Raw genomic sequence first — 24324 nt, 5'->3', positions numbered from 1 at the left:
ATCATGGTTCATCAAGTGACAGGTTTTTCTGATGCTTTGTTAGCGTGGGAACAATGGAATCTTACCGACTTTGATTACAAGAGTGCTCAGGTACTTGCGCTGAAATCAGAGATCGAAAGTCAATCTGTGCCTTTGGCTGCAGTGGCAACTTATCATCTAGAGCAAGCATCTGCGCTGCTTTCTGAACATCACCTAATGGCAGGTCCTACGGGCGAAACCAATGAGTTGTATGCCGCAGGCCGCGGTGTGGCTTTGGTGATTGTTGATGATTGCGAAGAGAAAGTGCCCGCACTGCAAACTGCAACAGCGATGATTACTGCAGCACTATTAGCAGGTAACAGCGTTCAATTGTGCAGTGATGACGTGCAGTTCAATACCTTAATTGCAGATGCCGCGAAACAAGCGAATCTACCAACCAACTTGGTGCAGGTTGCCTCGTACGACGCTGCTCAACAGCTGCTGTTTTGCGATGTACGAAGCGCGGGTTACGTGGGTAACTCGCAAACGGCACAAGCTATCAATTTACAGCTTGCTAAGCGTGACGGTGCAATCGTCGGTTTAGTAGCTGAAACGGATCTGGCGACAATGAATGTTGCCAATGATCCACACCTATCGCTGCGCTTCATTACCGAGCGTACGCGAACTATAAATATAACAGCCGTGGGCGGTAACGCGACCTTGCTCGAACTTGGAAGCGAAGCTCACTAACCTTCAGTAAAATTGGCTCTAAAGACTTTTGGTTTTCTCCATTGTTGGGTTTTCCCATTTTTGGTTTTCTCCCTGAGTGCTTTAGAGCCTCAATACCTAACTCAATGCACTTGCTTGCCTTTACGGTGAGTACCTTGCATTGAATTAGGCATGGAAGGCTTTCTACAAAATGAGGACTATCAAATGATAGAAAACAGTTTTGCAATAACGACGACGTTCATTGCGTATCTAATTATGATGCTAGCGATCGGTGTTATTGCTTACAAACGTACATCTAACTCAACTGACTACTTCCTAGGTGGTCGTTCGTTAGGCCCATGGCCTGCTGCACTTTCTGCTGGTGCATCAGACATGAGTGGTTGGTTGCTACTTGGCCTGCCTGGTTACGCTTACGCTGCTGGCTTTGAAGCATTTTGGCTTGCTGGTGGCCTACTTGTAGGTACTTGGGCAAACTGGTTAATCAGTGCAAAACGTCTACGTACTTACAGCATTACGACTGAATCACTGACGCTGCCTGAGTTCCTATCTCGTCGTTTCAATGATAATTCTAAGCTGATCCAAACAATTTCTGCTTTCTTTATCCTTTTATTCTTCCTTTTCTACACAAGTTCAGGCTTGGTAGCAGGCGGTAAATTGTTTGAAACGGTATTCGGCCTAGATTACACAACTGCGGTAATTATCGGTACGGTATGTGTGGTTTCGTACACCCTGTTTGGTGGCTTCCTTGCGGTATCTTGGACTGACTTAGTTCAAGGCTTGCTAATGTCTGCTGCGCTATTGATTGTACCAATCGCAGCAATGAACGGTGGCCTAGGTCAGCTGTCTAGCGACCTACACAACATCAACCCAGAGCTTCTAACGTTATGGAATGATGCGAAAGGTGAGCCGCTTTCTGCTATTGCGATTATCTCGCTAGCGGCATGGGGTTTAGGTTACTTCGGTCAACCACACATCTTGGCTCGTTTTAAAGCAACTCGTTCAAACAAAGATCTTGTGACAGCACGCCGCATTGCGGTTATCTGGACTGCACTGTCTATGGTTGGTGCAATGCTAGTGGGTCTTGTTGGTCTAATTTACGTGACTAACTCTGGCGCGCCTAAACTAGACGATGGCGAGAAGATCTTCATGCTTCTTGTTAACGCAATGTTCCACCCAGTAATCGCCGGTATCCTACTTGCTGCAATCCTAGCGGCAATCATGAGTACTGCTGATTCACAACTTCTTGTTTCTTCATCTGCAATGGCAGAAGACTTGTACAAGCAAATTCTGAAGAAAGACGCAACGTCGGAAGAGATTGTTCGTGTAGGCCGTTTCGCGGTTATCCTAATCTCTCTGATTGCACTTGTTCTAGCGATGACACCAGACAGTTCAGTTCTTGGCCTTGTATCTTACGCATGGGCAGGTTTTGGTGCTGCGTTTGGTCCAGCTATCGTGTTGAGCCTGTACTGGTCTCGTATGAACCGTAACGGCGCTCTAGCGGGTATCGTGGTTGGTGGTGTTACGATTGTTCTTTGGAAACAGTTCACGGGCGGTTGGTTCGATGTTTACGAAATCGTACCGGGAATCATCCTATCGACTCTTTCTATCGTTATTGTGAGCCTAATTACTGGCGAACCAGAAGACGAAGTTAAGAAGCAACACGCTGAATTTAAGAAGAACCTAGTTGAGCTAGACTAATTTACATTGTAAAACAGATGTGAATTAGCAACGGACATTAGCTAAAAATAATAGAGTCACTTCGGTGGCTCTATTTTTTTGACTATACCCCAATGCTTTGACCTTTCGAGCTTTGTGCGTCTGGCAAGTTGAGTGTATTGAGCATGATTACCTTGTTGGTGACGCTGGCTAAGTCATACTTCTAGGCTCGGAGCATTTCAGTTCCCACAGGGATACATTACTCTTGCTAAGAGCTGTTGAGTAAATGAATAGGAAGGTAGTAGTGCCTCAAGTAATCCCGAATATTGGCTTTAACCATGAAAAAACGGCGCAGGCTGAGCTGGAGTTGGTGCCCTTGTCTCGGCTCTATTCAGAAAGCAATATTTATCATGACCCTCAACTGCCCCATCGTGTCAGCTTCTTCCTGATTTTGTTTATCGAGCAAGGCTCTGGCACGCACATGGTCGACTTTGAGGACTACCCTTTTAGCCAAGGGAGCGTGTTGTTCATTCAAAGAGAGCAGGTGCACGCCTTTGATTTTAGTAATAAGCCACAAGGCACTGCGGTTTTGTTTACTCAAGCGTTCTTAGACAGCGTTCACGCTAACATGAAGTTGCCGAACTACACGCCTACTCATTTGAACAAGGCGCACTCGGTATTATTGTCACTAGACGAGTCCCACCAAGATCGGACGCGAAGTCTCATACAGCAAATTAAGACGGAACTGAAACAGTCAGAATCCGATCCCTTGATTGTGATGTACCTGTTCTCAGCACTAGCACTGATTCTTCATCGCCTGCGACCAGAAGTGAAGCAAGACGCCTTGAGCTTGCAGCAGAACATTAAGTTTGCCCGCTATTTTGAGCTTCTTCAAAACAACTACCTGCGCGTGCGTGATGCAAACTGGTACGCCAATCAAATTAACACCACCTACAAGACGTTGAACCAAGTGTGCAAAGTCGCAACGGGGTTAACTGCCAAGCAGATCATCGATTCTTTTACCGTTTTAGAAATGAAGCGTCAGCTGGTGGTAACCAATATTACGTCTCAAAAAATGGCGTCGGATTTTGGTTTTGAAGACGCCAGTAATTTTGTTAAGTACTTTAAAAATCATACTCAAATGACGCCGAGCGAGTTTCAAAAGAAATATTCCAAGCCTTCCCTCTCTGAATAGTGAATGGATCGACACGAATCATCTAAGGTTCGATATCTACCATTTTTCTGCCTAAATCCACTCTGCCGTGAGTCTCTCTCGTTGATTAATATAGTTTCCAAGCCAACGAGAGGACTTTAAAAATGAAAACAATAACTAAATCTACATTACTAGCGGCAAGCGTATTTAGCGCTTCTACTTTCGTAACCATTGCGACTGCCCAAGAGCTGTCTATTCAAGAAAAAGCGGTAGCGGTTATTTCGAGCATTGAAACGGGCGACGCAAAAGCGGTGAGCTACATTAACCCTGAAAAGTACATTCAACATAACCTAGCTGTTGGCGATGGCTTAGCGGGCTTTGGTGAAGTGCTACAAATGCTGCCTGAAGGCTCTGCGAAAGCACAAGTGACGCGCTCATTTCAAGATGGCGACTATGTTGTCATTCATACCGAATATAACTTCTTTGGTCCGAAAGTCGGCTTTGATGTGTTCCGCTTTGAAGAGGGGCAGATAGTTGAGCATTGGGACAACTTGCAAGAAATTGCCAAGCCAAACGCCAGTGGACGAACTCAATTAGATGGCACGACTAAAGTCGTAGATCTCGATCAAACGGACAAAAATCAGCAGTTGGTCAGTGGTTTCGTTAAAGACATCCTGATCGGCGGTGATATGGCGAAGATTAATAACTATATCGATAATGAAGACAGTGCTTACTTACAGCACAACCCAGGAGTAGCCGATGGTCTAAGCGGTTTGGGTGAAGCTTTGGGTGCGCTAGCAGAAGCGGGTATGCCAATGGTTTATACCGCCAACCATAAGATTTTAGGCCAAGGTAACTTTGTGTTGTCGATCAGTGAAGGCCAGTTCATGAATAATCACGTTGCTTTTTATGATCTATTCCGTGTTGATAACGGAAAAATCGTAGAGCACTGGGATACCATCGAAACCATTCCTGCTCGTTCAGAGTGGAAAAATGACAATGGTAAATTTGGCTTTTAAAATGTGAGCTAAATTCAACCAAACATGGTTTGCTTAAGCGGTACTTTCGCAGAGGAAGTGCCGTTTTTTTATCGATCAATTTGATGACTAAGACGGGGGAAGTACTGTCGTTATGGGGTTTTACAATGTAAATCGAAACCGCATGAACGAGGGAGGATAAATGGAAGAAGAAGGATCTTGATGGCGTTTGATGTCAAAAAACGAAAGAGAAAAATGGCTATTTTTTGAACTTGGCGCTCACTTTTGTAATTAGCTCGGTGAATAGTGAAACCAAATTCGACATGATGTGTCAATTGTCAGTAACCACTAAAGACCTATAGGACAAAGGTATGCCTGATCTCTATTGCAAAGGATGTAAAAAAACAACACTACATAAGTCTATAATGAAACGTTGTGAATCTGAGCCCGAGACAACCTCTGGCCGTATGATGCAATGGACGTCAAAGCTATTTAGTGGAAATCTGTACTACGATATGGAAACTCAGCACTTCTGTCGAACGTGTAACTGCCGTTGCGAAACAGGAAGTACTGTACCCCAAGTTGGTTTAGCTTAACTTAAAGTAAGCGCTCACTAACTTAGATCAAAAAACCTCCGTTTTAGGAGGTTTTTGCGTTTCTATGCGGCTTTGAGTGCTAGTTCGGCGTCAATGGCGTTGCCATCAATCTTCACTTCCCATCCATAGTTCGAGTATTCACTTGCGAGTGCTTCAGCAACATCTTTTGATACTGTTACGTGTGTCCATGAGCCAATACCGTATGGTTTGTACGCGAGTTCTTGTGTCTTCATAATAGAGTTATCCTTTCTCTTTGATAATCCCATTATTCACTTTGGCCTATATCCTTTCTTTCGTTTCTGGCTCAACTTATTTGTTATTCGGGTCATTTCTATAATAATTTGTTAATAGTCAAAGATTGATTTATAAGGGGTCTTATCGTTTCATATTGATTTATATTTGATGTGAATGCTAATGGCGTATTTAGTTTTTTAAATGTGTGAGCGAGGTTTTCTTCGATTGTTCGTGGTATGGAATATACTGAGCGGAATTTAGAATGTTTAAGGAATGTTATGTCTCAGCATCAACTCGATCGTATCGATAAAGAGATACTAAGAATTCTGCATATGAAAGGGCGTTTGCCTGTTGTTGAGTTGGCAAAGCAGGTCAACCTAACGACGTCCCCTTGTTCTGATAGATTGAAGCGATTGGAGAAAGAAGGCTACATAACGGGCTATCATGCCGAGCTCTGTTCAGAAAAGCTGGGACTCGATGTCCAAGTCTTTATCCATATTCGTCTCGACCAGACCAGCTTTTCGATTTTCGATAAATTCGCCCAAGCGGTTGAAATGATGCCTGAGGTGGAAGAGTGTTATTCGCTGTCGGGTGATTTTGACACCATGATCAAGGTTCGAGTGAAAGACATGAAGGCATACCAAGCGTTTATGGCAACCAAGCTGGGTACACTGCCGGGCGTGATTCAGACTCGAAGCGAAGTAGTGATTGAAGAGCATAAGAAAGGCTTTGGTGTTAACCCTGAGTTGTTGGCTACCCTAAAATAGTGGCCTGCTTTCGCCTTACCAAGGTTATTTAGATATAAAAAATGGAAGCCGATAAGCTTCCATTTTTTGTTGAGCGTCAGATGAGGGCATCAGATTAAGTTAGAGCAAATAAAGTGAGAACAGATAAACTGCTTATAGCGTAATTGCCGCAGAAATTAAGCCAATCACACCACCGAATACTCCGCCCCAAACGACCAACCAGCCAAGGTGTTTCTTGATCATGGCTTGAACCATCTCTTTAACCAGCTTTGGTGTCAGTTCATTCAAGCGCTGATCGATGATCGCTTCAATATTCTCTTTGATTTCATCCATCATTGCAGGCGATTCAAGTTCATCCTTGATGGCATTTTTTACAGAATCACTCTTGCTGATTTCAATCACAGACTCTTGCATCTTTTCCACGAATGGCGCTTTCATTGGCTGTAGTGCTTCAGTTCCGCCAACCATCGCTAGCATGCCACCAAATTGTGAGTTCTCGATAACATGCACCAGTGAATCGAATGCAGGGTTAAAGTCGATCTTCTTAATCACGGGTTCTAGGTTGAGTGACTTACCGCTCATCTCGCTGCTTAGGAAGCGGTCGATATTACCTTCGGTAAAGAACTGTTCCATCATCAGTTGTTTAATAGCCGCCTTGAACTCTTCAAAACGAGCTGGAATAACGCCAGAACCGTATAGGCCGGGTACTTTTTCGAACAACATGTGAATCGCAAGCCAGTTGGTGATGGCACCAGAAAAGGCGAATAGGCCTGCATAAAGCAAGTATTGGTTTGCTGTCGCATAGCCGCCAGCAAGCAGTGCTAACGCGATTACGTTAGTTAAGACACTTTTGTTCATGGTTGATCTCTAGAAAGAATACTGCGCGCATTTTAAGAAAAAAACGCCAAGAAAAAAACAAAAGGATCGATGAAGTTTATGGGGAAGACGAAAATAGATGAGAAAGAGGCGAAGAATAACAGACATAAAAAAGGCTAGCCTCCCCCCGAAGTCTAGCCTTATTCCAGAACGCGCAAGCGAGGCGTCTTTGGTGTTAATGTCATTATATAATTACGACATAACATTCTGCCACGTGTAATTTACCATTAGTTAACAAATTGGTGTGAATTACACCGCACTTTTAAAGTAGCACATAAATCAAGCACTCGACGCTTGGTCAAGATTATCGGCAATGAAGCCTCCGGTCTGGTGATTCCACAATTGAGCGTAGATACCATTTTGTGTAATCAGCTCTTGGTGAGTGCCTTCTTCAACGATATTGCCTTGATCGAGTACGATTAAGCGATCCATTGCTGCAATCGTCGATAAACGGTGTGCAATTGCAATCACGGTCTTGCCTTCCATAAGCTCAATCAAGCTCTCTTGAATTGCGGCTTCTACTTCTGAATCAAGTGCTGATGTTGCTTCATCCAGAACCAACAGCGGTGCATTCTTCAGAAGTACGCGTGAGATAGCAACACGTTGACGCTGACCACCCGAAAGCTTAACGCCTCTCTCACCAACTTGAGCATCGTAACCAATGTTACCAAACGGGTCGGTGAGCGTTTCAATGAACTCGTGCGCGTGCGCTTGTTTGGTTGCGGCATACACCTCTTCATCTGTCGCGTCAGGTCGACCGTAAAGGATGTTCTCTTTGATTGAACGATGAAGCAATGAGGTGTCTTGAGTCACCATGCCAATGTTGCTGCGCAGTGAGTCTTGCGTGACATCTGAGATCACTTGGTCATCAATCAGGATGCGGCCATTTTCTACATCGTGGAAACGCAGTAGCAAGTTAACTAAGGTTGATTTACCTGCACCTGAACGGCCAACCAAGCCGACTTTTTCACCCGGTTTGATGTTGAGGTTTAGGTTGTTAATCACACCCTTATTCTCGCCGTAGTTAAAGCTCACGTTATCGAAGTTGATGCCACCTTGTGGCACATCCAAAGGCTTAGCGTCTTTTTTGTCTTCAATAGCGATGGGCTTAGACAGCGTTTTAATACCATCAATCACGGTGCCTAGGTTTTCAAACAAGCCACCAATTTCCCACATGATCCATTTCGACATACCGTTAATACGCAAAGCCAAGCTGACTGCGATGGCAATTGCACCCACGGTGATCGCGTTGTCTAGCCATAAGTAGATAGAGATGCCGGCAATACTGAACACCAACAAGTAGTTAGCGAACTCAACGCAGATGTTGAAGCCGGTCACTAAGCGCATTTGGCGATGGACGGTATCTAAGAAGCCTTCCATGCCTTCTTCGGCGTATTCTGTTTCTCTTTTGCTGTGTGAGAACAGTTTGACCGTTGCGATGTTGGTGTAGCTATCCACAATACGACCCGTCATCAACGAGCGAGCATCGGCTTGCTCAGAAGACACATCTTTGAGTTTCGGTACGAAGTGCAGCTGAATGCTGACGTAAATGAACAACCAAACCAGCATCGGAGCCATCAAGCGCCAATCTGATTCTGCGAGTATGAATAACATTGCCGTAAAGTAGACCGTTACATAGACGAATACATCGACCATTTTGGTCACGGTTTCACGTACTGCGAGCGAGGTTTGCATCACCTTGGTGGCGACACGTCCGGCAAAGTCATCTTGATAGAACGACAAGCTTTGCTTCAAAAGGTAGCGGTGCGCTAACCAACGAATCGACATTGGGTAGTTGCCTAGCAAAGTTTGGTGAAGCAATAGCGAGTAGACGCTGATCAAGATTGGCATCACGACCAACAGTAGAACGCCGAGCCCCATCAGTGTTGATTTATTATCAGCAAGGAAGGTTTCGGGATTGCTTGTTGATAGCCAGTCAACCAGTTGTCCCATGTAACCGAATAGCGCGACTTCGATGATCGCGATGGTCATGCTCATCAACCCGAGCAAGATCAACGGCTTTTCGAAACCTCGAGTGTAATGGCGGCAGAATGCCAGTATTCCAGTAGGAGGTTGTATCGGCTCTCCCTTTGGAAAGGCTTCAGTAAAGCCTTCAAATTTCTTGTACATAGATTTCCCTTTATAAACTAGTGCATCTATAAGCGACTGCATCGTTGGTGCAGCTTTGTTTTTATAGTCTTGATTTGAAATTTTACCGTCTTAGTTTGAAATTATATAAGCGCCCATGGGTTCTTATAGGCATTGAGTCATTCGATGGGTGTTGTTCTAGCTCTTATCTAAGTACTTGGTTTAAGCGCTTAGCTTTAATTACTTAGCTTTAATCACTTGGTTTTAACGTTAAATGCTTAGTTTCAACGTTAATGCTTAGCTTTAACGTTAATTACTTTGTTTAAGTGACGAAGGAAAGATCCAAAGAGTGTCTTTCATGACGCTTATTTTAGATTGAATTAGACAGGAAAAGTTAAGCTTATTTCAAACGTAATTGATGGTTATGCAACGGTGATAATCCTAACGTTAAATGGATTGAATTGTAACCAAAACTCGTGGTGAGCGAGAAAATGAAATCGGAATATTTATCCATAAAGCGACTTAACGAATATGCATACAGTTGGTTCTTTCTGATGTGCTGTTATCTTGCAGTAAAAATTACCGATTAATCTAAGATCTGCAGTGATTGTTTGGGATAAATATTCAAATCATTATTATTTTCAGTGAATCTTGTCGTAACAAGTTGTTTACAATTCTGAGGTAAATAAAAGATAGGGACGGTTGAGATGTTAAACCTACACAAAAAATCACTTCATATTACTAATGTTCAAAACGCCAATTGCGTTGTTATGGTTCCGCCAAAAGAGTTTCGATTTAACGAAGAAACAGCACGTGATAATGAGTTTCAGCACAGAGTCAATCTGACCGAAGCTGAGGTGAAGCTAGAAACGATGGCCGAATTTAAGGCTATGGTGGCTTCGTTGCGTAAAGAAGGTGTGCAAGTTGTAGAGTTTGATTACCCAGAATTGGGTGTCGAAACCCCTGACGCAGTGTTCCCAAACAACTGGTTCAGTACTTGTAGTGATGGAAGTTTATTCACTTTCCCTATGGCCTGTGAAAACCGTCAGCATGAAGTTAAGCCTACTGCTCTTATTGAAGTGTTGGAAGCGTCTGGTCGCATTGTTAACCACAGTGAGTCTATGGAGTCGTACGTTGCTCAAGGTTCTTATCTAGAGAGCACCGGTGTGATGGTTATCGATCACATCAATAAGACGATCTATGCGGCGCTTTCTCAGCGTTGCGACCGTGAAGTATTAGAAGATTATGCGAAGCGTATTGGTTATTCTCGCGTGGTTTCGTTCCAAACGGCATTACCGTCTGGTCAGCCGATTTATCACACCAATGTGATGATGGCGATTGGTGATAACTTCTGCGTGATCTGTGATGAAGTGATTCCTGAGTTTGAACGCCGCTTTGTGGTGAAATCTCTTGCCAAAGACAAGCAAGTTATCTCGATCTCGATCGATCAGATGAACCGATTCTGCGGCAACATTCTGCAATTGGAAACCGTGAATGGCGATAAGGTAATCGCGATGTCTCAGTCGGCTTACGATGCATTTTCTCCAGCTCAGTTAGCTCAGCTTTCGACACACGGAAAACTGCTGCCATTTAACGTGAAAACGATTGAAGACATTGGTGGTGGTTCGGTGCGATGCATGTTGGGTGAGGTGTTCCTACCAACGCGAGTGAATCGTCTGTAATAAGTATAGAAAGTATAACAAGCACTCACTTCCAGCATTGAATTTTTGAATACCACTCTCATCGCAGAGTGGTATTTTTGTTTTTATCTATCTTTGTATCGGTCTACCAGAAGTAAGAAAACAGCAATAAGAGAACCAGAGCTAGATACACGAGCTAACGCGCACAAAAGTTAACGGAAAACAGCTAACGCAAAAGCTATGAAGCGTCCTTAAAAGCTCTGTGTTCGATAAACTGAGCCGACAGTGCCACGACTTCCTTAGAGTAGACAAGCGCCGTGTGGTTGAGTTTGAGAGCGTAAGTATCCGTTGCCCCTCGCAGGTTTGCGTCTTCGAGTGTTACCGTGCCATCCCCCGGATTTTTTCCCAGTACAATACGTCCAACTCCGGCGTCGTAAGTGCCTGTAATCACGCCAATCGGCACATCAATATCGTAATCACCCAAGCCATCACTTAAGATCATTTTGCTCGAACCAAATATAAATCCAAGACCATGATTCGAAAGCGTTTTGGCGATGGTTGCCCCATTGTGCGGAGTGCCTGCGGTAATAATGCAGGTGTCTGCAAAGTCGGGTTGGTAGAACTTAAAGTAGTGGCGAATCAGCAAGCCACCCAGTGAGTGACCAAAGAAGTAGACTTCATCGTATTCATTAAAGCGAGCATTCACGAAGCGATTGAGGCGTTTGGCGGCCGAAGGGAAGCGCAGCGAGTTGTAGGCAAATTTGTGCGTTGTAAAGCCGCGTTTTTTAAAGTTTCTATCCAGATATTGCATGATCAACGCAGGCATATATAGACCATGAATTAAAACTATATGTTTGTTTTTATTATTCATTTCTGTCCTCCGTCTGATGATGTCCCCAGTATATTTAGTCGCAAATCTAAACTCAATAAAACTTGCTACTAATGGGACACAAAAGGCAGAGAGTGCTTGATGGGTAAAGGTAAAGGGTAGGTTAGTCCGATCTCACTCCACCATAAACATCAATAGTTAAACCGCCTTGTTTAGCGTAAGTATTGGGTGTTAGACCGATGGTTTTCTTTAGGTAACGAATCAGGTGCGGTTGGTCGCTAAACCCAAATTGAAAGGCAACGTCCATCCAGTCGATGTCATCCAAATTTCGCTTATACAAATATTCCAACATCGCTTCGAGTTTGTTCATCGATTGGCACTGTTTTAATGTCAGCCCAGTTACCTTGTTGAAGCTTCTTTCCAGTGTTCTTTGCGAGCAAAACAGCTTGTCGCCAAGCTCTGCAATCGGTGTCGAACCAAGCACACCCAACACCTTACGTGTCAGTTCGCTGTGCCTATCCGTCTTACCTGTCAATATCCAAGGAAGTAGAAAATCATCTAACTGCTGACAGCAGGCCTCAACATCAGTTTGAGCGAGTTTGATCAGTAGCGTTGCATCGGCGTTTGGGTTGTTTAGTAAACCTGCGAGATTGACTGGACTAACCCTGTCCAAGCTAGGGTGAGGACTCTCTGGGAGAGCCAATGAATACAAGGCTCCGACATGGAATTTAATGCCCAAGTGAACAAAGGGCTTCGAGTGATCCAATTCGATGGCTTTATGGTGTGGTAACAGCAGATGGCTGCCAACGCCTTGATCGACCTGTTGCTCAATCGTGTAGTGATATACCTGCTCGCTTGGCGATAAGATCAGGTGTGCCGATGGATCGGGATTGAGTATCGGAAATTGATGAGTTTGAGCGTCGGGCGTTTTTTCAATCAGCCAGTAGCAATCAATGAACTGAGCAACTACAGGGGATTTTGGAGACTGTAACCAATTGATCATTAGACCTTCTATTTCAGATGATTGTCACCTCCAACTATATGTGGATATCGTTGGAGGTGACAGTTTTTATCAGTATCAATTGTTAGAACTTAGTCTTGATGTTTGTTAATCCGAATCAAGGCTAATCAGTTTCCTTTAATTCGCTAAAATCAAACTGCAAGATACGATGCTTTGATGATAACCCAGCGCGTTTGATGGCCTTTTGTGCGCCAATATTACTGCTTTCCGTAGAGCACATAGCTTCTACCCCTTGGCTATTAGCCTGTTGCTTTAGAAAGTGAATAACACGCGTTGCTAAGCCTTTACCGCGTTCTTCTTGTGCGACAATCATACCTAGGTCGGCAAACTGTGTTTGATGCTCATCGAACTTACGGCACTCTCCAGTAGCGAGAATGTCGTCACTCTCCCAGTAGCCCCATAGCTCTTGGCGGGCAATCAAATTACCGTAGTAATCGGTGAGCCACTCTTTTGGCGCGCCGATTGTTGTTGAAGTAAATTCAACTAACTGATCGAGTTGTTCTTCCGTCGCGAGGTTCATCTCTATCTCTTCAATTCGGCCTGAATCACAATCAGAGTTGGCTTGAGAGTTTTGGCGGTACATCATCGCATTCACTTTAAATGACTCTGTGTTGTCGACACACAGTGATAAATATTGTGGTTCAGCGGTGCTCACGAATGCGCCTTTCACCTTACCAATCACAGAGCTGTTGTTCTCTACGATTAGGGCGAATAGATCTTCAATACTGTGGTTTGCTGTTGGTGCTAGGAAAAACTGAAGCAAGTAGCCTTCACCATTGACCGCACAGTAGCCCACAAGTGAGTTGTTTTCGTAAAAGCCATAATGATCAGACATAGGAACAAAACCAAAGTGCCACATACCATCGAGTGGCGCTGTTGCTTCAGTAAAGTAAGCGGTTTTAAGTTCGTTTAAGTCACTCAGTGCGGAGATTTTTTGGATGTCTAACATCGCTTGAATTCCTGTTGTTTCGATTCGGTAGAGTGCGTGGCTGCGGTCTGGTTCTCAGGTACGTCAATTGACGATGAGATAAACTGATTAGCTGAACCACGTTTCAATGACAGCAATTGTAGGCGACTGCTTGAGGCAGGTATTGAATAAAAACGACAGTTTTGAAAGGTGTGTGGGTGTTAACAGAAGAGCTGATGTTAATTGAAAGAGGGCAAGATATTTTGCCCTCTGCTGAACTTATTGATTGGGACGCTGAATAGGGCGCATTACTTTCCTGAGTCTTCAGCTTTGATGAGTTTTGTATCGACAGTTTCACTGTTTAACTCAGGTTCAACTAATACCTTTATCACGCCTTTTTGTAGGATCAGGTTATTAGGGTAGGTGATGATGTTGCCCGAACTGTGTCGAAGAATAACGTGGAACATGGTGATATCGATGATCACACCGCTGATGTCTTCGTCTTTCTCCGCGACTCTTACTCTGTCACCAATGCGATAAGGGAATACGAAAAATATTAGTACGCTGGCTGTGAGGTTACTTAGAATCGACCATTGCGCGAATAAAGCGACACCCAACACCGCGAATATGGATGACAAGAACAGCGAAATATCACCAAAGCCCAAGTTAAGAACAATCGTAAACACAGCGATGAAGAGTAGAAATAGAACGATATTGAAACACTTAATCACGAACTGCTTTCGCTTCAATTCGACGCGCTTATTTTCAGCTAATGTTTCTATCCAGTTTTTCCCCAAGCGTTTTATCACCCAATACACAGTGATAAGAAGTAAACCTAAACCCACTTGTTTAAGCCACATATTGGATTGCAAAAACTCAACCATTAAATAAACCTCAATTTTTTCAAAATAATGACCTCTGCCGCTATGACCACGAGCAGCCCAATGCAAAATAGTGGGAATGCTATTGGGTTATCTGTTCCGGGTATTCCTGCAATATTGACACCCAGCAAACCGGTGAAAAACCCAGCAGGGAGGAAAATACCCGCAATGATAGAAAATAGGTACGTATTTCTATTCATTTTTTCAGCTTGTTGCTGACTTAGGCTCGCTAAAAATACATTAATTTGTTCGATGTAAAACTCAACAGACTCATTAATTCTCAGGATGGTATCAAGGCTGTTTTTTATATGACTGTTGTGCTTACTCAATGGTGCAGGCAGGTCACTCATTAAGTCCTCAAAAACGTATTTCTGTGGCTTCAAATAGCGCCTTAGTCTAAGTAGCCTTGAATGCAGAGCGTTAATCGATCTTATGTCGATATTGGATGTAGATTCTAACTCGTCAATCAAGAGTTCGACGGGTACTAGGAAGGTTGAAATGCTGTGGTTGATTCCACGTATCATGCCCAGTAATACATCAGGTAATGATGTCGGGCCTTGGTTTTGTTTGAGATCGGATATCAGATTACTGACCGCTTTTGAAGGAACTTTGCGTGTCGATATTAAAGTGCCTTTGTACCATAAGATGCGTAGGCTAAGCATGTCGTCAGGGTTAGCACCTTCGTTTAGATTAATGCCTCGCAGAATCATCAAAAAACAGTCGTGGCCAAATTGTTCAAATCGAGGGCGGGTGTCATCGGTGAGTAATGAATCGATTATGGCATTTGGAACCGTATTACTGTGGAGCCATTCTCTCAAACCGTCAGCATCTCTTTGGCAGTGATACCAAGTTGATTGCTCGAATGAGGCTGGGCTGGTGGTGTGTTCATGTGCCACACCCTCAGAAAATTGCCAGCTTGAAATTATGAAAGCGTCCATTCATTTGTCCTTAATGATATGACGTAAACATTGATATTGCGGCGCCATTCAGGTGCCGTATTGAACTGAGCTTAATCGTGGTAAGTTCAATGAGCGATGTGAGTGAGATAAAGTCTAATAAGACAGGTTGGTCTTTGGAGCACGACGGACTGTTCCATTATTGTCTCTATTAAATGTAGCTCATTGTTTCGTCGTTATAAATTAACACTCTGGATCCATGTTAGCGACGAAAAAAAAAGAAAAGACCGAGGTCTTTTCTTTTTCGGGGAAGTTGAGGAGAGCTTGCTCAGGCAACTCGAGTTTTCCGATGATTTACATAAGCAAAAACACTACCGACACGAAGCAAAAATATCTTGGTTCTCTCGGTATTCTTTGGTTTGTACATCCATTAGGCCGAGTAAAGAGTCGAACAGGTTGTCTTGGGAGAAGCTCTGTTCTTTGCCTGCCTTTCTTAAGCAGGTTTGGTTTATCCCTTTCTGCTCGGCGAAACCATCAGACATCCACATGATCATAGGCACATGGGTTTGCTCTTTCGGTGCCAATGAATAAGGCATGCCGTGTAAGTAGATGCCATTTTCTCCCAATGATTCTCCGTGATCGGAAATGTACATCAGCGCGACATTGTACTTATCGGTGAGTTTCTCTAGCTTCTGAATAGCCTGTGATAGAAAGAAATCTGTGTACAAGATGGTGTTGTCGTAGGTGTTGACCACTTGCTCTTTGGTGCAGTTTTCGATATCAGAACGTGGGCAGTCTGGCACAAACTTCTTATGATCTTCTGGGTATCGCTCAAAGTAAGTTGGGCCGTGAGATCCGGAGATATGATAGAAAATGATGCTATCTTGTTTAAGATCTTGAGTATCTTGTTCGAAGTTCTCTAGCATGGCTGTGTCATAGCACACTTCTTTATTACACAAAGGGTCGCTGTCTTTGGCAACCAGTGTCATCTCTTTGATTCGGTGTGCGACCGCCTTGTCTCCACCATCGTGCTCTCGCCAGATAGAGTGAATGCCCGCGCGATTCATAATGTCGACCACGTTATCTTGGTTGTAGGCTTTGTCGCGATCGTAGTTGCTTCGGTTCATGTTAGAAAACATACATGGCACAGAAACCGCAGTGGCTGTTCCGCATGACTGGACATCAGAGAAAAAGATCGGGTTATAGGGTTTGGTATGAGCATTGGTTTCTTTCTCATAGCCATAATATTGGTAGTTATATACACGTGCTGTTTCACCAAGAACAAACACCAATAAGGTTGGTTTTTCAGCTTGTTTAGCTTCTGGTTTTAGCTGCGCATCTAAGCCGATTTCTTGGTAAGGAATCGGTTCTTTGATGTAAGTATTGTTGATGTATTTTGCGGTTGAAGCGACGTATTCGGTCGGAATGATCATCTTTTTAAGATGAGAGTTATTACGACCAATCGATGCGTAATCTTTGTAAAACAACCCTGCAATGATGGCAATGAGGATCAAAGAAGACAGCAGCCCTATCGACTTCCAAATCGCAAAATCTTTCCAAGATTCTCTTTCAAGGTTTGTAAACAAAAGAAGCAGTGACGGGACTCCACCCATCAAGACAAACCATAAAATAGAATAGCTGCTTAGGTAGCTAGCGGCTTCTCCGCTGTTGGTTTCGAAGACGTTTTCTATCATTCCATAGTCTACAAAAATGCCGTAGTTGAACATGCTGTAGCTGACTAAAGAAGAAGTAAGTAGTAACAAGATAAAAAAAGCTTTGGCGAATATAGGCCAGTTGAATACTTGAAAGATAAAGTTGAATGCGGCGAGAAAGAAAAATGGGATCGAGATGATAAACCCAATGCTTTCGGCTTGTGAGGCACAAAGAATATTGAACAGTTCGCGTGAGATAGGTAAGTTAATGACAAGCAGGTAATACACAGCCAGCACGAAAGGGAGTTTGTTTATCGACATATTTAAGCGTGGTAGATTCATTGTTTTTTTGATTCCTACGTCTCTTAGTTTTGTTTATTTCTCTTAGCCAAGTTAAATTCTGACTCTTCATCACTGAGTCTAGTCTCGCTATTGTGAAAGCTCTAATACGAGTTCATAAAGTAATTAAGTATTAGATTAAGAGTTTTTTGATTGTCATGAGAAAGGTTTAATGCTGAATTGAATGTTTGGAGATCGATATGAGAAAGAAGCTACTGCAAATTCACTTTACTGAGTGACCTTCATGACAAGGTAGAACAGCAAAGTGAATTTGAGTTATTTACTACAATGTGGTCTTTAGGAGCACATTAGAAGTTGTATGAACCACCGAAGCTAATGCTGCTGAATGCTAGTGTCTTATCGTTTTTGTACGTACCGTAGTCGTTTTCCACGCTTACTGCGTCTGCTTGCGAGATCAAGCGCAGCGTTAGGTGTTCGATTGGCGTGTATTCAACACCAACACCAAAGTGGAAACCCGTACCGCTATCATCATCGTAACTAGCGCTCTTGTTTGCGTTCAAGTCAACAGAACTTAAACCAGCCAAGACGAATGGGCGGATTGTGTTGTCGAATGTGTAACCAAGATTTGCCGATAAAGAAATAGATGTCGGAGACAGTTTTGTAGTCCCTTTTTTGTAGTCTGCGTAATCGTTGTAGCCCAGTTCAACACCTACGATGCGGTTGAATTGGTAGCCGCCATATAGGTTGTAGCCCATACCGTCTGAATCTAAACTGCCTTGACCATCGGTATCAGAATCTTGGTATATGCCAAGACCGCCACCAATGTAAGCACCGCCGTCAGTACCTGCTGCTAAAGCTGGAAGAGAAACTGCGCTGATTAAACCCAGTGCTAATGCTGATTTCGTTATCTTGTTCATCTTTGTTACTCACTCTGTCATGTCTTCAAATGTGATTGTCGGTCACTGTCGATTTTTAATCGTTGTTGGTTTTTGGCCTCTCGACCGTTGTTGACAATTATCCCTGAGTCTTTTGCTCATTACTGTATGGCTTTGTAAGTTGAATCGTTACATAGATAAAAAAATTCACTTTACTGAGTTACCTTTGAGGCAAGGTGGTACAGCAAAGTGAATGAGTATGTTTAGCTTATTCCATGTGGTTCAATCACATTAGAAGTCGTATGAACCACCGAAGCTAACACTATTGAACGCTAGTGTGTCGTTACTGTAAGTCTTGCCACCAATCGTATTATCTACACTTACCGCATCTGCTTGGGAAATAGCACGAAGTGTTAAGTGTTCGATCGGAGAGTATTCAACACCGACACCAAAGTGGAAGCCAGTACCACTGTCATCATCAAACCCTGAACCACTACTTGCATTTAAGTCTACGGAACTCAAACCTGCTAATACGAATGGGCGAATGGTGTTGTCGAATGTATAACCGAGATTTGCCGATACAGAGATAGACGTTGGCGAAAGATCTTCGTAGTTATTTTTGTAGTTTGCATAATCGTTGTAACCTAACTCTACGCCGACAATTCTATTGAATTGGTAGCCGCCGTATAAGTTGTAGCCCATGCCGCTAGAATCTAGGCTTGGAGCACTATCAGTGTCTGAGCCTTGATAAACACTAAGTCCGCCACCTACATATGCGCCACCATCGATACCTGCTGCAAAGGTTGGTAGTGAAACTAAACCGATTAATCCGAGTGCTAATGCTGATTTTTTCATGATGATACCTTGTTAATTCATCCTGTGATGCAAATCACGGTATCGCTGATTTTTGATTTATAAAACCCTCACAAATGAAACCTATCTTTTCATTGATAGTGCGATTGTATGTACTCCTAGAGTTTTCAAGCATTAACGGAGTTTTTGTTGGTTATATCGTTTATAAATAAAATTCATATATTGACAAATAGTTAAATTTGCTAAATAAAACGATGTTTTTTATGGTCTGGGTAGAATTGCATTTATCTAACCTATTGAAAAATAAGGCACAACCAATGAGATTAACATCGTATTGTAGTATTTATTGGTTAGGGTCAGAGAGTTGATTATAGTGATAACAAGGAGAGTTGGATGTTAAACAGAGCAAACACAGGTTTGGTGGTTGTGGACGTACAAGGCAAGCTCGCACGCCTTGTTGATGAGAGCGATACGCTGATTGCTAATTGCGGAAAGTTAGCTCAAGGAGCGCAGGTTTTGGGTCTGCCAATTATTCGTTTGGAACAGAATCCAGAGAAGCTAGGTGCTACAGTCGACGAACTTAATGACTTGTTGAATGATGCAAAGCCGATACCTAAATTCACTTTCAACGCGTGTGATGAGCCCAAGTTTGTTGAGGCGGTTCAAGCCAAGGATGTGAAAACTTGGCTGGTGTGTGGCATTGAGGCTCATATTTGTGTCTATCAAACCGCAATGGGGTTGTTGGAACTTGGGTACAAGGTTCAGGTAGTTGGCGACTGTGTTAGCTCGCGAACGGCACTCAACAAGAATCTGGCAATCCGCCGATTAACGGATGCTGGTATCCAAATCACAGGATTGGAAATGAGCTTATACGAGCTAGTGAAAGATTGTCGAGCACCAGAATTTAAGCCCATCTTGTCCTTGATTCGCTAATCACCGAGAGGTTGTCTGTCGCCACCGCCGCGGTAGGAATCTAGCGCGACCTTCAAGCGACGCAGTTTGTCGCGCGATCGGTTCTTATGATTGACCGCGATTCCCATCGAAAGCACATCCACTAACGCCAACATTGCGTAGCGAGAAGCCGATGGTTTGTAGATGAAGTCGGTTTCCATATGTTTGATAGGTAACAAGATATCCGCAATCTTTGCCAACGGTGTGTCTTGTGGGGTAATCGCTATGATCTTAAGTCCATACTGCTTAGCTAGCTCTGCGGTTTCAGTGATCACTGGTGTAAAACCGGTCGCGGAAATCATCACCATCACGTCATTGGCATCGGCTGTGGCGGCAACCATGCGTGACATTAAGCCGTCGTTGTACGATACCACTGGGTAGCCCAATCGGAACAGTCGGTGTTGCAGTTCTTGTGAGGCGATAGTCGAGCCGCCACCCATGCCGATAGCAATGATCTGCCTGGCGTTATGCAGCCAGCTGACTGCGGTTTCAACGTCTTGCTCTTTGAACAAAGTGCGGTTGATGTCTAGGCTTTGCTTGATCGATTCGTAGATACCTTGATAACCCGTTTGGTCAACAGGTTCGAGGATAAAGCGCTGGCCAACGGTTAGTGTCTGAGCCAACTTAATCTTCATATCACGTACGTTATTGCAGCCGATCGCCTTAGCAAAGCGTGTGATGGTGGCTTCACTGACTTGAGCACCTTCAGCAAGTTCTGTGATACTGGCATTGGCAGCAAAATTAATGTCATCCATGATCAGCTTGGCGACTTTCTTTTCTGCATCACGAAGAACAGGAAAACGCTCTGTTATCTGTGAAATGATATCTACTTCTAAACTCAAGAATCCTGATCCTTTGTTGATGGGGCTAATCGTATTGCTTAGTTTTTAAGAACCTAGCTCTTAAGAACCAAGCCATTTAGCACTAATCTATTTAAAACTAAGCCTTAGCCCCGTTAGTATATCTTATTGCTTCGTTGATTCTAGCTTATTGAAAAATCGACCTAGAAACAGGTTTCCACCCATTTGGTCACCTGATGTTCGTCATCGCTGATAGCAATGTAGCGCCATTTGTCGAAGGTTAAACACGGGTGTGAGGTGGAGAAAGCAATCATGTCGCCCACTTCAATTTCAGAAGAACCATCGGTTTCAACAAAGGTATGTTGATCCATCACGGCAGTAGAGGTTAAGCCTTTCACTGAGATAGCTTCGCCATTGCGATAGCCACGCTCAGCAATTGGTAAGCCTGCATCAAAGGCCACATCACGCTTGCCTAGCCCAACCACTAATTTGGTCGGCTCTGGACGAGAGATTACATACGCCCATACCTCAAGTGCCGATTCTAAATCACCACCCAATTCGCACGCGTAGCCTTGGTTTACTTGGGCGCGTTGCAACACCTTGCTTTGTGCGTCTAGGTAAATACCTGTGTCGTGAATGGCATAACAGCCCGGGCGGATGATCGCCAAGTAATCAGTTAGGTTCGCCAAGCATTCTGCCACCACATCATACCAAGCAGAGCCAGCGCCAGTGATAATAGGTTGCCCTGCAATTAGGCCATCTGATGCAAGGCTTTCGACCGAAGTGAGTGCCTGATTTAAGAAGGTACGAATGTCTTGTTCTGCATTGTCACCGTGAATTACACCTTCGTACACCTCAATACCTGCTAGCGAAAGGGCTGGTGTGTCTTGGATGGTTTGAGCCAGTTCTAGAACTTCTTGTGGTGAACGACAACCACAACGGCCACCCGGTACACCAAATTCGATCAGTACTTTTAGTGTCTGTTTCGTGTTGGCGAAATACTGGTTAAGTTGCTGCACGTTTACCGATGAGTCCACACAACAATAGAAATCGACATCAAACTCGCGAATAAGTTGTTCGATGATCGCCATGTTGGTTCTACCCACCAACTGGTTGGCCATGATGATTCGTTTCGCACCCGCCATTGCGGCAACTTCTGCCTGTGCAGGTGTTGCTACTGTTATGCCCCAAGCGCCATTTTCTAGTTGTTGGCGGAAAAAAGCAGGAGTCATGGAGGTTTTGCCATGTGGCGATAATTTAACCTGATGATGATCAGCGAATGATTGCATCCAATTCAGGTTATTGGTCAATGCCGATTGTTTGATAACTGCAACCGGAAGTGAAACATCTTCATCAACCAGTCGATAAATACCGTTCTCAGATTGTGATATTGCTCTCCCTTTTTGGCCTTTTTCAGTCAAGACAAAACTATTGTTTTGATACTTTATAACATCTTTTTGTGCCGAGTTATGTTTCATTGCTGATTCCTAACATGATTTAAGTTGTTGTTATTTAATGTTTAAATATATCGACAATCTGTTTTGTGGTAGAAACTATCACACAAATTAAAATATTATGTGTGTTTTGTCACTGAAAATAATCGGCTGAATTTCTAATATAGCTCCATCAACACAGTGGATTGAGAGAGTGAGAAATGTTGTTCGATACGATAATTAAAAATGTAGAGGTGTTTGATGGCACCGGCGAACAATCGTTTTGTGCCGATGTAGCAATCCGAGATGGAAAAATCGCCGAAATTGGTCAAATCGATCATGAAGATTGTGGCCAGTTGGTTGAGGGAGCGGGCTTAGCATTGGCTCCTGGTTTTATTGATGTACACACACATGACGATACCAATGTAATTCGTTACCCAGATTGCCTACCTAAGATCAGCCAAGGTGTCACAACCGTGATTGTTGGTAACTGTGGTATCAGCGCATCACCAACCGTTTTGGCTGGCGATCCACCTGACCCAATGAATCTATTAGGCGCACAAGCTGACTTTAAATACCCAACTTTCGCCGCGTATGCACAAGCGGTAGAGCAAGCTCAACCCGCAGTAAACGTTGCAGCGTTAGTCGGCCATACCACATTGCGTAACCAAGTGATGGACGACCTGCAACGCACTGCAAGCGAAGACGAAATCGCAGCGATGCAGACCAACCTTGATTTGGCGATGGCGCAAGGCGCATTAGGTTTGAGCTCGGGTTTGGCTTACGCCAGCGCGAAACAAGCGAATGCCAACGAAGTGATGCAGTTAGCGAAAGTGCTTTCTAGTCACGGCGGCATCTATACCACGCATATGCGTACCGAGTTTGAAGAGATCTTAAGCGCGATGGAAGAGGCGTTTGAGACAGGACAATACGCGAAAGTACCGGTTGTTATCTCACACCTTAAATGTGCAGGTGCAGGTAACTGGGGCAGAACTGTTGAAGTACTCGACTTAATGGACAAGGTTTCTGAGCACCAAGATGTGTCTTGCGACTGCTACCCATACTCAGCGAGCTCTTCGACATTAGATTTGAAACAAGTGACCGACGATTTCGACATCTTCATCACTTGGTCTGAAGCAAAACCAGAACACGCAGGCAAAACGCTGAAGCAGATTGCTGATGAAATGAACCTACCTCTGATGGACGCAGCAAAAGCGCTTCAACCAGCGGGTGCGGTTTATCACTGCATGGATGAGAACGACGTAAAGCGCGTATTGAAATACAAACTGACCATGGTCGGCTCAGACGGTTTACCTAATGACCCGCATCCACACCCAAGATTGTGGGGCACCTTCCCGAAAGTGCTAGGCCACTATTGCCGAGATGAAAAACTGTTCTCGTTGCCAGAGGCGATTCACAAGATGACCGGAATGTCGGCTCAGCGTTACAACTTAGCCGGCCGAGGCGAAGTTCGCTGTGGTGCCTTTGCCGATTTAGTTTTATTTGATCCAAAGAATATTAAAGACACAGCAACATTTGAAAATCCTATTTCAGTTGCTGAAGGAATAGAAAGTGTATTTGTAAATGGTGAGTTAACTTACCAGCAAGGAAAAGTAAGAAATAATCATTCAGGCGTTTTTATTTACCGAAATTAGAATTTAAATTATTTATTAAATTCAGATGGATATAAAAACGGCGAATTAATTTAAATATATTGGAATAGAAACTGTTTTATCTATAAAGCCAATGTTATCTATAAACCCAATATTATCTATAAATAAGTGGAGTTAAAAAATGACTATTAAACGTTACGGTGTTGAAGGCGGTACAGGTACAGGCGGACAACATTTACCATTTGCACGTGCAACTGAAGCAGGTGGTTTCCTATACGTTTCTGGCCAGACACCGATGACAGATGGTGAAGTGGTTGAGGGTGGCATTGTTGACCAGTCTCGCCTAGCGATCCAAAACTGTGTCGATATCATGACTGAAGCGGGCTACGGCCTAGAAGACGTAATGCACGTAAAGGTTGTGCTAACGGATTCTCGTTACTTCCAATCTTTTAATAAGGTATTCAAAGAGTTCTTCGGTGCTAACCCACCGGCTCGTATCTGCATGGTTTGCGACTTAGTTGTAGACGTGAAGGTTGAAGTAGATGTGACTTGCTACCGCGCCGATCGCGGATAGTAATAACCTAATCACAATTACCTACTTAGAGAGTATTAGGGGTTAGTCATCCCTGTTATTATCCTTTAATACTCTCACCCTACATTTATAAAAATTACTTTAATTAAAAAAGATAAAACCAATAAA

At 43.7% G+C, this 24324-nt stretch carries 23 protein-coding genes; 10 read left to right on the top strand and 13 right to left on the bottom strand.

Annotated features, from left to right (window positions below; all coding sequences use genetic code 11):
• Window positions 1–3: 3 nt before the first annotated feature.
• The 5 genes from L3V33_RS06010 to L3V33_RS05990 all read left to right on the top strand — a co-directional run bounded on the left by L3V33_RS06010 (window position 4) and on the right by L3V33_RS05990 (window position 5069).
• Window positions 4–708, top strand: a complete 705-nt coding sequence (locus tag L3V33_RS06010) for a 1-pyrroline-5-carboxylate dehydrogenase (protein WP_146455211.1) — start codon at window positions 4–6, stop codon at window positions 706–708.
• Window positions 709–894: 186 nt separating this feature from the next.
• Window positions 895–2385: a sodium/proline symporter PutP gene (putP, locus tag L3V33_RS06005; protein WP_029203037.1), complete on the top strand. Its 1491-nt coding sequence runs from the start codon at window positions 895–897 to the stop codon at window positions 2383–2385.
• Between the two features lie 262 nt (window positions 2386–2647).
• Window positions 2648–3538 (top strand): helix-turn-helix transcriptional regulator, encoded by an 891-nt coding sequence (locus L3V33_RS06000; RefSeq protein ID WP_146455590.1) that lies wholly within the window; start codon window positions 2648–2650, stop codon window positions 3536–3538.
• A 122-nt stretch (window positions 3539–3660) separates the two neighbouring features.
• Window positions 3661–4515: a hypothetical protein gene (locus tag L3V33_RS05995; RefSeq protein WP_146455209.1), complete on the top strand. Its 855-nt coding sequence runs from the start codon at window positions 3661–3663 to the stop codon at window positions 4513–4515.
• Between the two features lie 329 nt (window positions 4516–4844).
• Entirely contained in the window at window positions 4845–5069 is a 225-nt protein-coding gene (locus L3V33_RS05990; protein ID WP_081008942.1) for a hypothetical protein, read from the top strand.
• Between the two features lie 62 nt (window positions 5070–5131).
• Here L3V33_RS05990 and L3V33_RS05985 read toward each other — a convergent pair whose 3' ends face one another.
• A complete protein-coding gene (locus L3V33_RS05985) occupies window positions 5132–5302 on the bottom strand; it encodes a hypothetical protein (protein ID WP_162838715.1) in 171 nt (56 codons plus the stop codon).
• A 279-nt stretch (window positions 5303–5581) separates the two neighbouring features.
• On the opposite strand from L3V33_RS05985, the gene L3V33_RS05980 reads away from it, so the two are divergent.
• Complete coding sequence (locus tag L3V33_RS05980) at window positions 5582–6070, top strand: Lrp/AsnC ligand binding domain-containing protein (RefSeq protein ID WP_004732526.1); 489 nt, start codon at window positions 5582–5584, stop codon at window positions 6068–6070.
• 132 nt (window positions 6071–6202) lie between these two features.
• On the opposite strand, the gene L3V33_RS05975 is transcribed toward L3V33_RS05980, so the two are convergent.
• Both L3V33_RS05975 and L3V33_RS05970 read right to left on the bottom strand, forming a co-directional pair.
• Complete coding sequence (locus tag L3V33_RS05975) at window positions 6203–6907, bottom strand: hypothetical protein (RefSeq protein ID WP_017078426.1); 705 nt, start codon at window positions 6905–6907, stop codon at window positions 6203–6205.
• Between the two features lie 297 nt (window positions 6908–7204).
• The gene (locus L3V33_RS05970; RefSeq protein ID WP_102450049.1) at window positions 7205–9055 is read right to left on the bottom strand and encodes an ABC transporter ATP-binding protein; all 1851 of its coding nucleotides are present in this window, start codon (window positions 9053–9055) and stop codon (window positions 7205–7207) included.
• A gap of 665 nt (window positions 9056–9720) precedes the next feature.
• On the opposite strand from L3V33_RS05970, the gene L3V33_RS05965 reads away from it, so the two are divergent.
• Entirely contained in the window at window positions 9721–10695 is a 975-nt protein-coding gene (locus L3V33_RS05965) for an arginine deiminase-related protein (RefSeq protein ID WP_004732521.1), read from the top strand.
• Window positions 10696–10891: 196 nt separating this feature from the next.
• Here the strand turns inward: L3V33_RS05965 and L3V33_RS05960 are convergent, their stop codons facing one another.
• From L3V33_RS05960 to L3V33_RS05925, 8 genes are all read right to left on the bottom strand, one after another.
• A complete protein-coding gene (locus L3V33_RS05960; RefSeq protein WP_017091975.1) occupies window positions 10892–11524 on the bottom strand; it encodes an acetyltransferase in 633 nt (210 codons plus the stop codon).
• A gap of 121 nt (window positions 11525–11645) precedes the next feature.
• A complete protein-coding gene (locus L3V33_RS05955; RefSeq protein WP_237289966.1) occupies window positions 11646–12485 on the bottom strand; it encodes an AraC family transcriptional regulator in 840 nt (279 codons plus the stop codon).
• Window positions 12486–12606: 121 nt separating this feature from the next.
• Entirely contained in the window at window positions 12607–13452 is an 846-nt protein-coding gene (locus L3V33_RS05950; RefSeq protein WP_237289965.1) for a GNAT family N-acetyltransferase, read from the bottom strand.
• Window positions 13453–13718: 266 nt separating this feature from the next.
• The gene (locus L3V33_RS05945; protein WP_237289958.1) at window positions 13719–14294 is read right to left on the bottom strand and encodes a mechanosensitive ion channel family protein; all 576 of its coding nucleotides are present in this window, start codon (window positions 14292–14294) and stop codon (window positions 13719–13721) included.
• A complete protein-coding gene (locus tag L3V33_RS05940; RefSeq protein ID WP_054546020.1) occupies window positions 14294–15229 on the bottom strand; it encodes a CorA family divalent cation transporter in 936 nt (311 codons plus the stop codon). The genes L3V33_RS05945 and L3V33_RS05940 overlap by 1 nt, the downstream gene beginning before the upstream one ends.
• Window positions 15230–15558: 329 nt before the next feature.
• Window positions 15559–17181, bottom strand: a complete 1623-nt coding sequence (locus tag L3V33_RS05935) for a phosphoethanolamine--lipid A transferase (protein ID WP_237289956.1) — start codon at window positions 17179–17181, stop codon at window positions 15559–15561.
• Between the two features lie 305 nt (window positions 17182–17486).
• Window positions 17487–18056, bottom strand: coding sequence for a porin family protein (locus L3V33_RS05930; protein ID WP_237289946.1), 570 nt, complete (start codon window positions 18054–18056; stop codon window positions 17487–17489).
• Window positions 18057–18305: 249 nt separating this feature from the next.
• Entirely contained in the window at window positions 18306–18869 is a 564-nt protein-coding gene (locus L3V33_RS05925) for a porin family protein (RefSeq protein WP_146455198.1), read from the bottom strand.
• A 351-nt stretch (window positions 18870–19220) separates the two neighbouring features.
• On the opposite strand from L3V33_RS05925, the gene L3V33_RS05920 reads away from it, so the two are divergent.
• Entirely contained in the window at window positions 19221–19760 is a 540-nt protein-coding gene (locus tag L3V33_RS05920) for a hydrolase (RefSeq protein ID WP_146455196.1), read from the top strand.
• On the opposite strand, the gene L3V33_RS05915 is transcribed toward L3V33_RS05920, so the two are convergent.
• Together L3V33_RS05915 and L3V33_RS05910 are read right to left on the bottom strand one after the other, a co-directional pair.
• Window positions 19757–20620, bottom strand: a complete 864-nt coding sequence (locus tag L3V33_RS05915; RefSeq protein WP_017075657.1) for a MurR/RpiR family transcriptional regulator — start codon at window positions 20618–20620, stop codon at window positions 19757–19759. The two genes, L3V33_RS05920 and L3V33_RS05915, sit on opposite strands and share 4 nt — an antisense overlap.
• A 161-nt stretch (window positions 20621–20781) precedes the next feature.
• Window positions 20782–22056 carry an amino acid deaminase gene (locus tag L3V33_RS05910; protein WP_237289936.1) on the bottom strand — a complete coding sequence of 425 codons (1275 nt, stop codon included), beginning with the start codon at window positions 22054–22056 and terminating at the stop codon, window positions 20782–20784.
• Window positions 22057–22232: 176 nt separating this feature from the next.
• Between L3V33_RS05910 and L3V33_RS05905 the strand changes: the two genes are divergently transcribed.
• Window positions 22233–23666 (top strand): D-aminoacylase, encoded by a 1434-nt coding sequence (locus L3V33_RS05905; RefSeq protein WP_146455192.1) that lies wholly within the window; start codon window positions 22233–22235, stop codon window positions 23664–23666.
• 139 nt (window positions 23667–23805) lie between these two features.
• Window positions 23806–24198 carry a RidA family protein gene (locus L3V33_RS05900; protein WP_004732497.1) on the top strand — a complete coding sequence of 131 codons (393 nt, stop codon included), beginning with the start codon at window positions 23806–23808 and terminating at the stop codon, window positions 24196–24198.
• Window positions 24199–24324 lie beyond the last annotated feature (126 nt).

It is taken from the genome of Vibrio sp. A2-1 (assembly GCF_021728355.1).
Taxonomy (GTDB): domain Bacteria; phylum Pseudomonadota; class Gammaproteobacteria; order Enterobacterales; family Vibrionaceae; genus Vibrio; species Vibrio splendidus_K.
The sequence above is the reverse complement of the archived record's forward strand: the minus strand, read 5'-3'. Positions and strand labels throughout refer to the sequence as shown.

Excerpts from the sequence above, each read along its gene's own strand:
- L3V33_RS06010 (WP_146455211.1), top strand. The coding sequence starts at position 4 with ATGGTTCATCAAGTGACAGGTTTTTCTGATGCTTTGTTAGCGTGGGAA.
- L3V33_RS05995 (WP_146455209.1), top strand. The coding sequence starts at position 3,661 with ATGAAAACAATAACTAAATCTACATTACTAGCGGCAAGCGTATTTAGC.
- L3V33_RS05990 (WP_081008942.1), top strand. The coding sequence starts at position 4,845 with ATGCCTGATCTCTATTGCAAAGGATGTAAAAAAACAACACTACATAAG.
- L3V33_RS05985 (WP_162838715.1), bottom strand. The coding sequence starts at position 5,302 with ATGAAGACACAAGAACTCGCGTACAAACCATACGGTATTGGCTCATGG.
- L3V33_RS05980 (WP_004732526.1), top strand. The coding sequence starts at position 5,582 with ATGTCTCAGCATCAACTCGATCGTATCGATAAAGAGATACTAAGAATT.
- L3V33_RS05975 (WP_017078426.1), bottom strand. The coding sequence starts at position 6,907 with ATGAACAAAAGTGTCTTAACTAACGTAATCGCGTTAGCACTGCTTGCT.
- L3V33_RS05970 (WP_102450049.1), bottom strand. The coding sequence starts at position 9,055 with ATGTACAAGAAATTTGAAGGCTTTACTGAAGCCTTTCCAAAGGGAGAG.
- L3V33_RS05965 (WP_004732521.1), top strand. The coding sequence starts at position 9,721 with ATGTTAAACCTACACAAAAAATCACTTCATATTACTAATGTTCAAAAC.
- L3V33_RS05960 (WP_017091975.1), bottom strand. The coding sequence starts at position 11,524 with ATGAATAATAAAAACAAACATATAGTTTTAATTCATGGTCTATATATG.
- L3V33_RS05955 (WP_237289966.1), bottom strand. The coding sequence starts at position 12,485 with ATGATCAATTGGTTACAGTCTCCAAAATCCCCTGTAGTTGCTCAGTTC.
- L3V33_RS05950 (WP_237289965.1), bottom strand. The coding sequence starts at position 13,452 with ATGTTAGACATCCAAAAAATCTCCGCACTGAGTGACTTAAACGAACTT.
- L3V33_RS05945 (WP_237289958.1), bottom strand. The coding sequence starts at position 14,294 with ATGGTTGAGTTTTTGCAATCCAATATGTGGCTTAAACAAGTGGGTTTA.
- L3V33_RS05940 (WP_054546020.1), bottom strand. The coding sequence starts at position 15,229 with ATGGACGCTTTCATAATTTCAAGCTGGCAATTTTCTGAGGGTGTGGCA.
- L3V33_RS05935 (WP_237289956.1), bottom strand. The coding sequence starts at position 17,181 with ATGAATCTACCACGCTTAAATATGTCGATAAACAAACTCCCTTTCGTG.
- L3V33_RS05930 (WP_237289946.1), bottom strand. The coding sequence starts at position 18,056 with ATGAACAAGATAACGAAATCAGCATTAGCACTGGGTTTAATCAGCGCA.
- L3V33_RS05925 (WP_146455198.1), bottom strand. The coding sequence starts at position 18,869 with ATGAAAAAATCAGCATTAGCACTCGGATTAATCGGTTTAGTTTCACTA.
- L3V33_RS05920 (WP_146455196.1), top strand. The coding sequence starts at position 19,221 with ATGTTAAACAGAGCAAACACAGGTTTGGTGGTTGTGGACGTACAAGGC.
- L3V33_RS05910 (WP_237289936.1), bottom strand. The coding sequence starts at position 22,056 with ATGAAACATAACTCGGCACAAAAAGATGTTATAAAGTATCAAAACAAT.
- L3V33_RS05905 (WP_146455192.1), top strand. The coding sequence starts at position 22,233 with ATGTTGTTCGATACGATAATTAAAAATGTAGAGGTGTTTGATGGCACC.
- L3V33_RS05900 (WP_004732497.1), top strand. The coding sequence starts at position 23,806 with ATGACTATTAAACGTTACGGTGTTGAAGGCGGTACAGGTACAGGCGGA.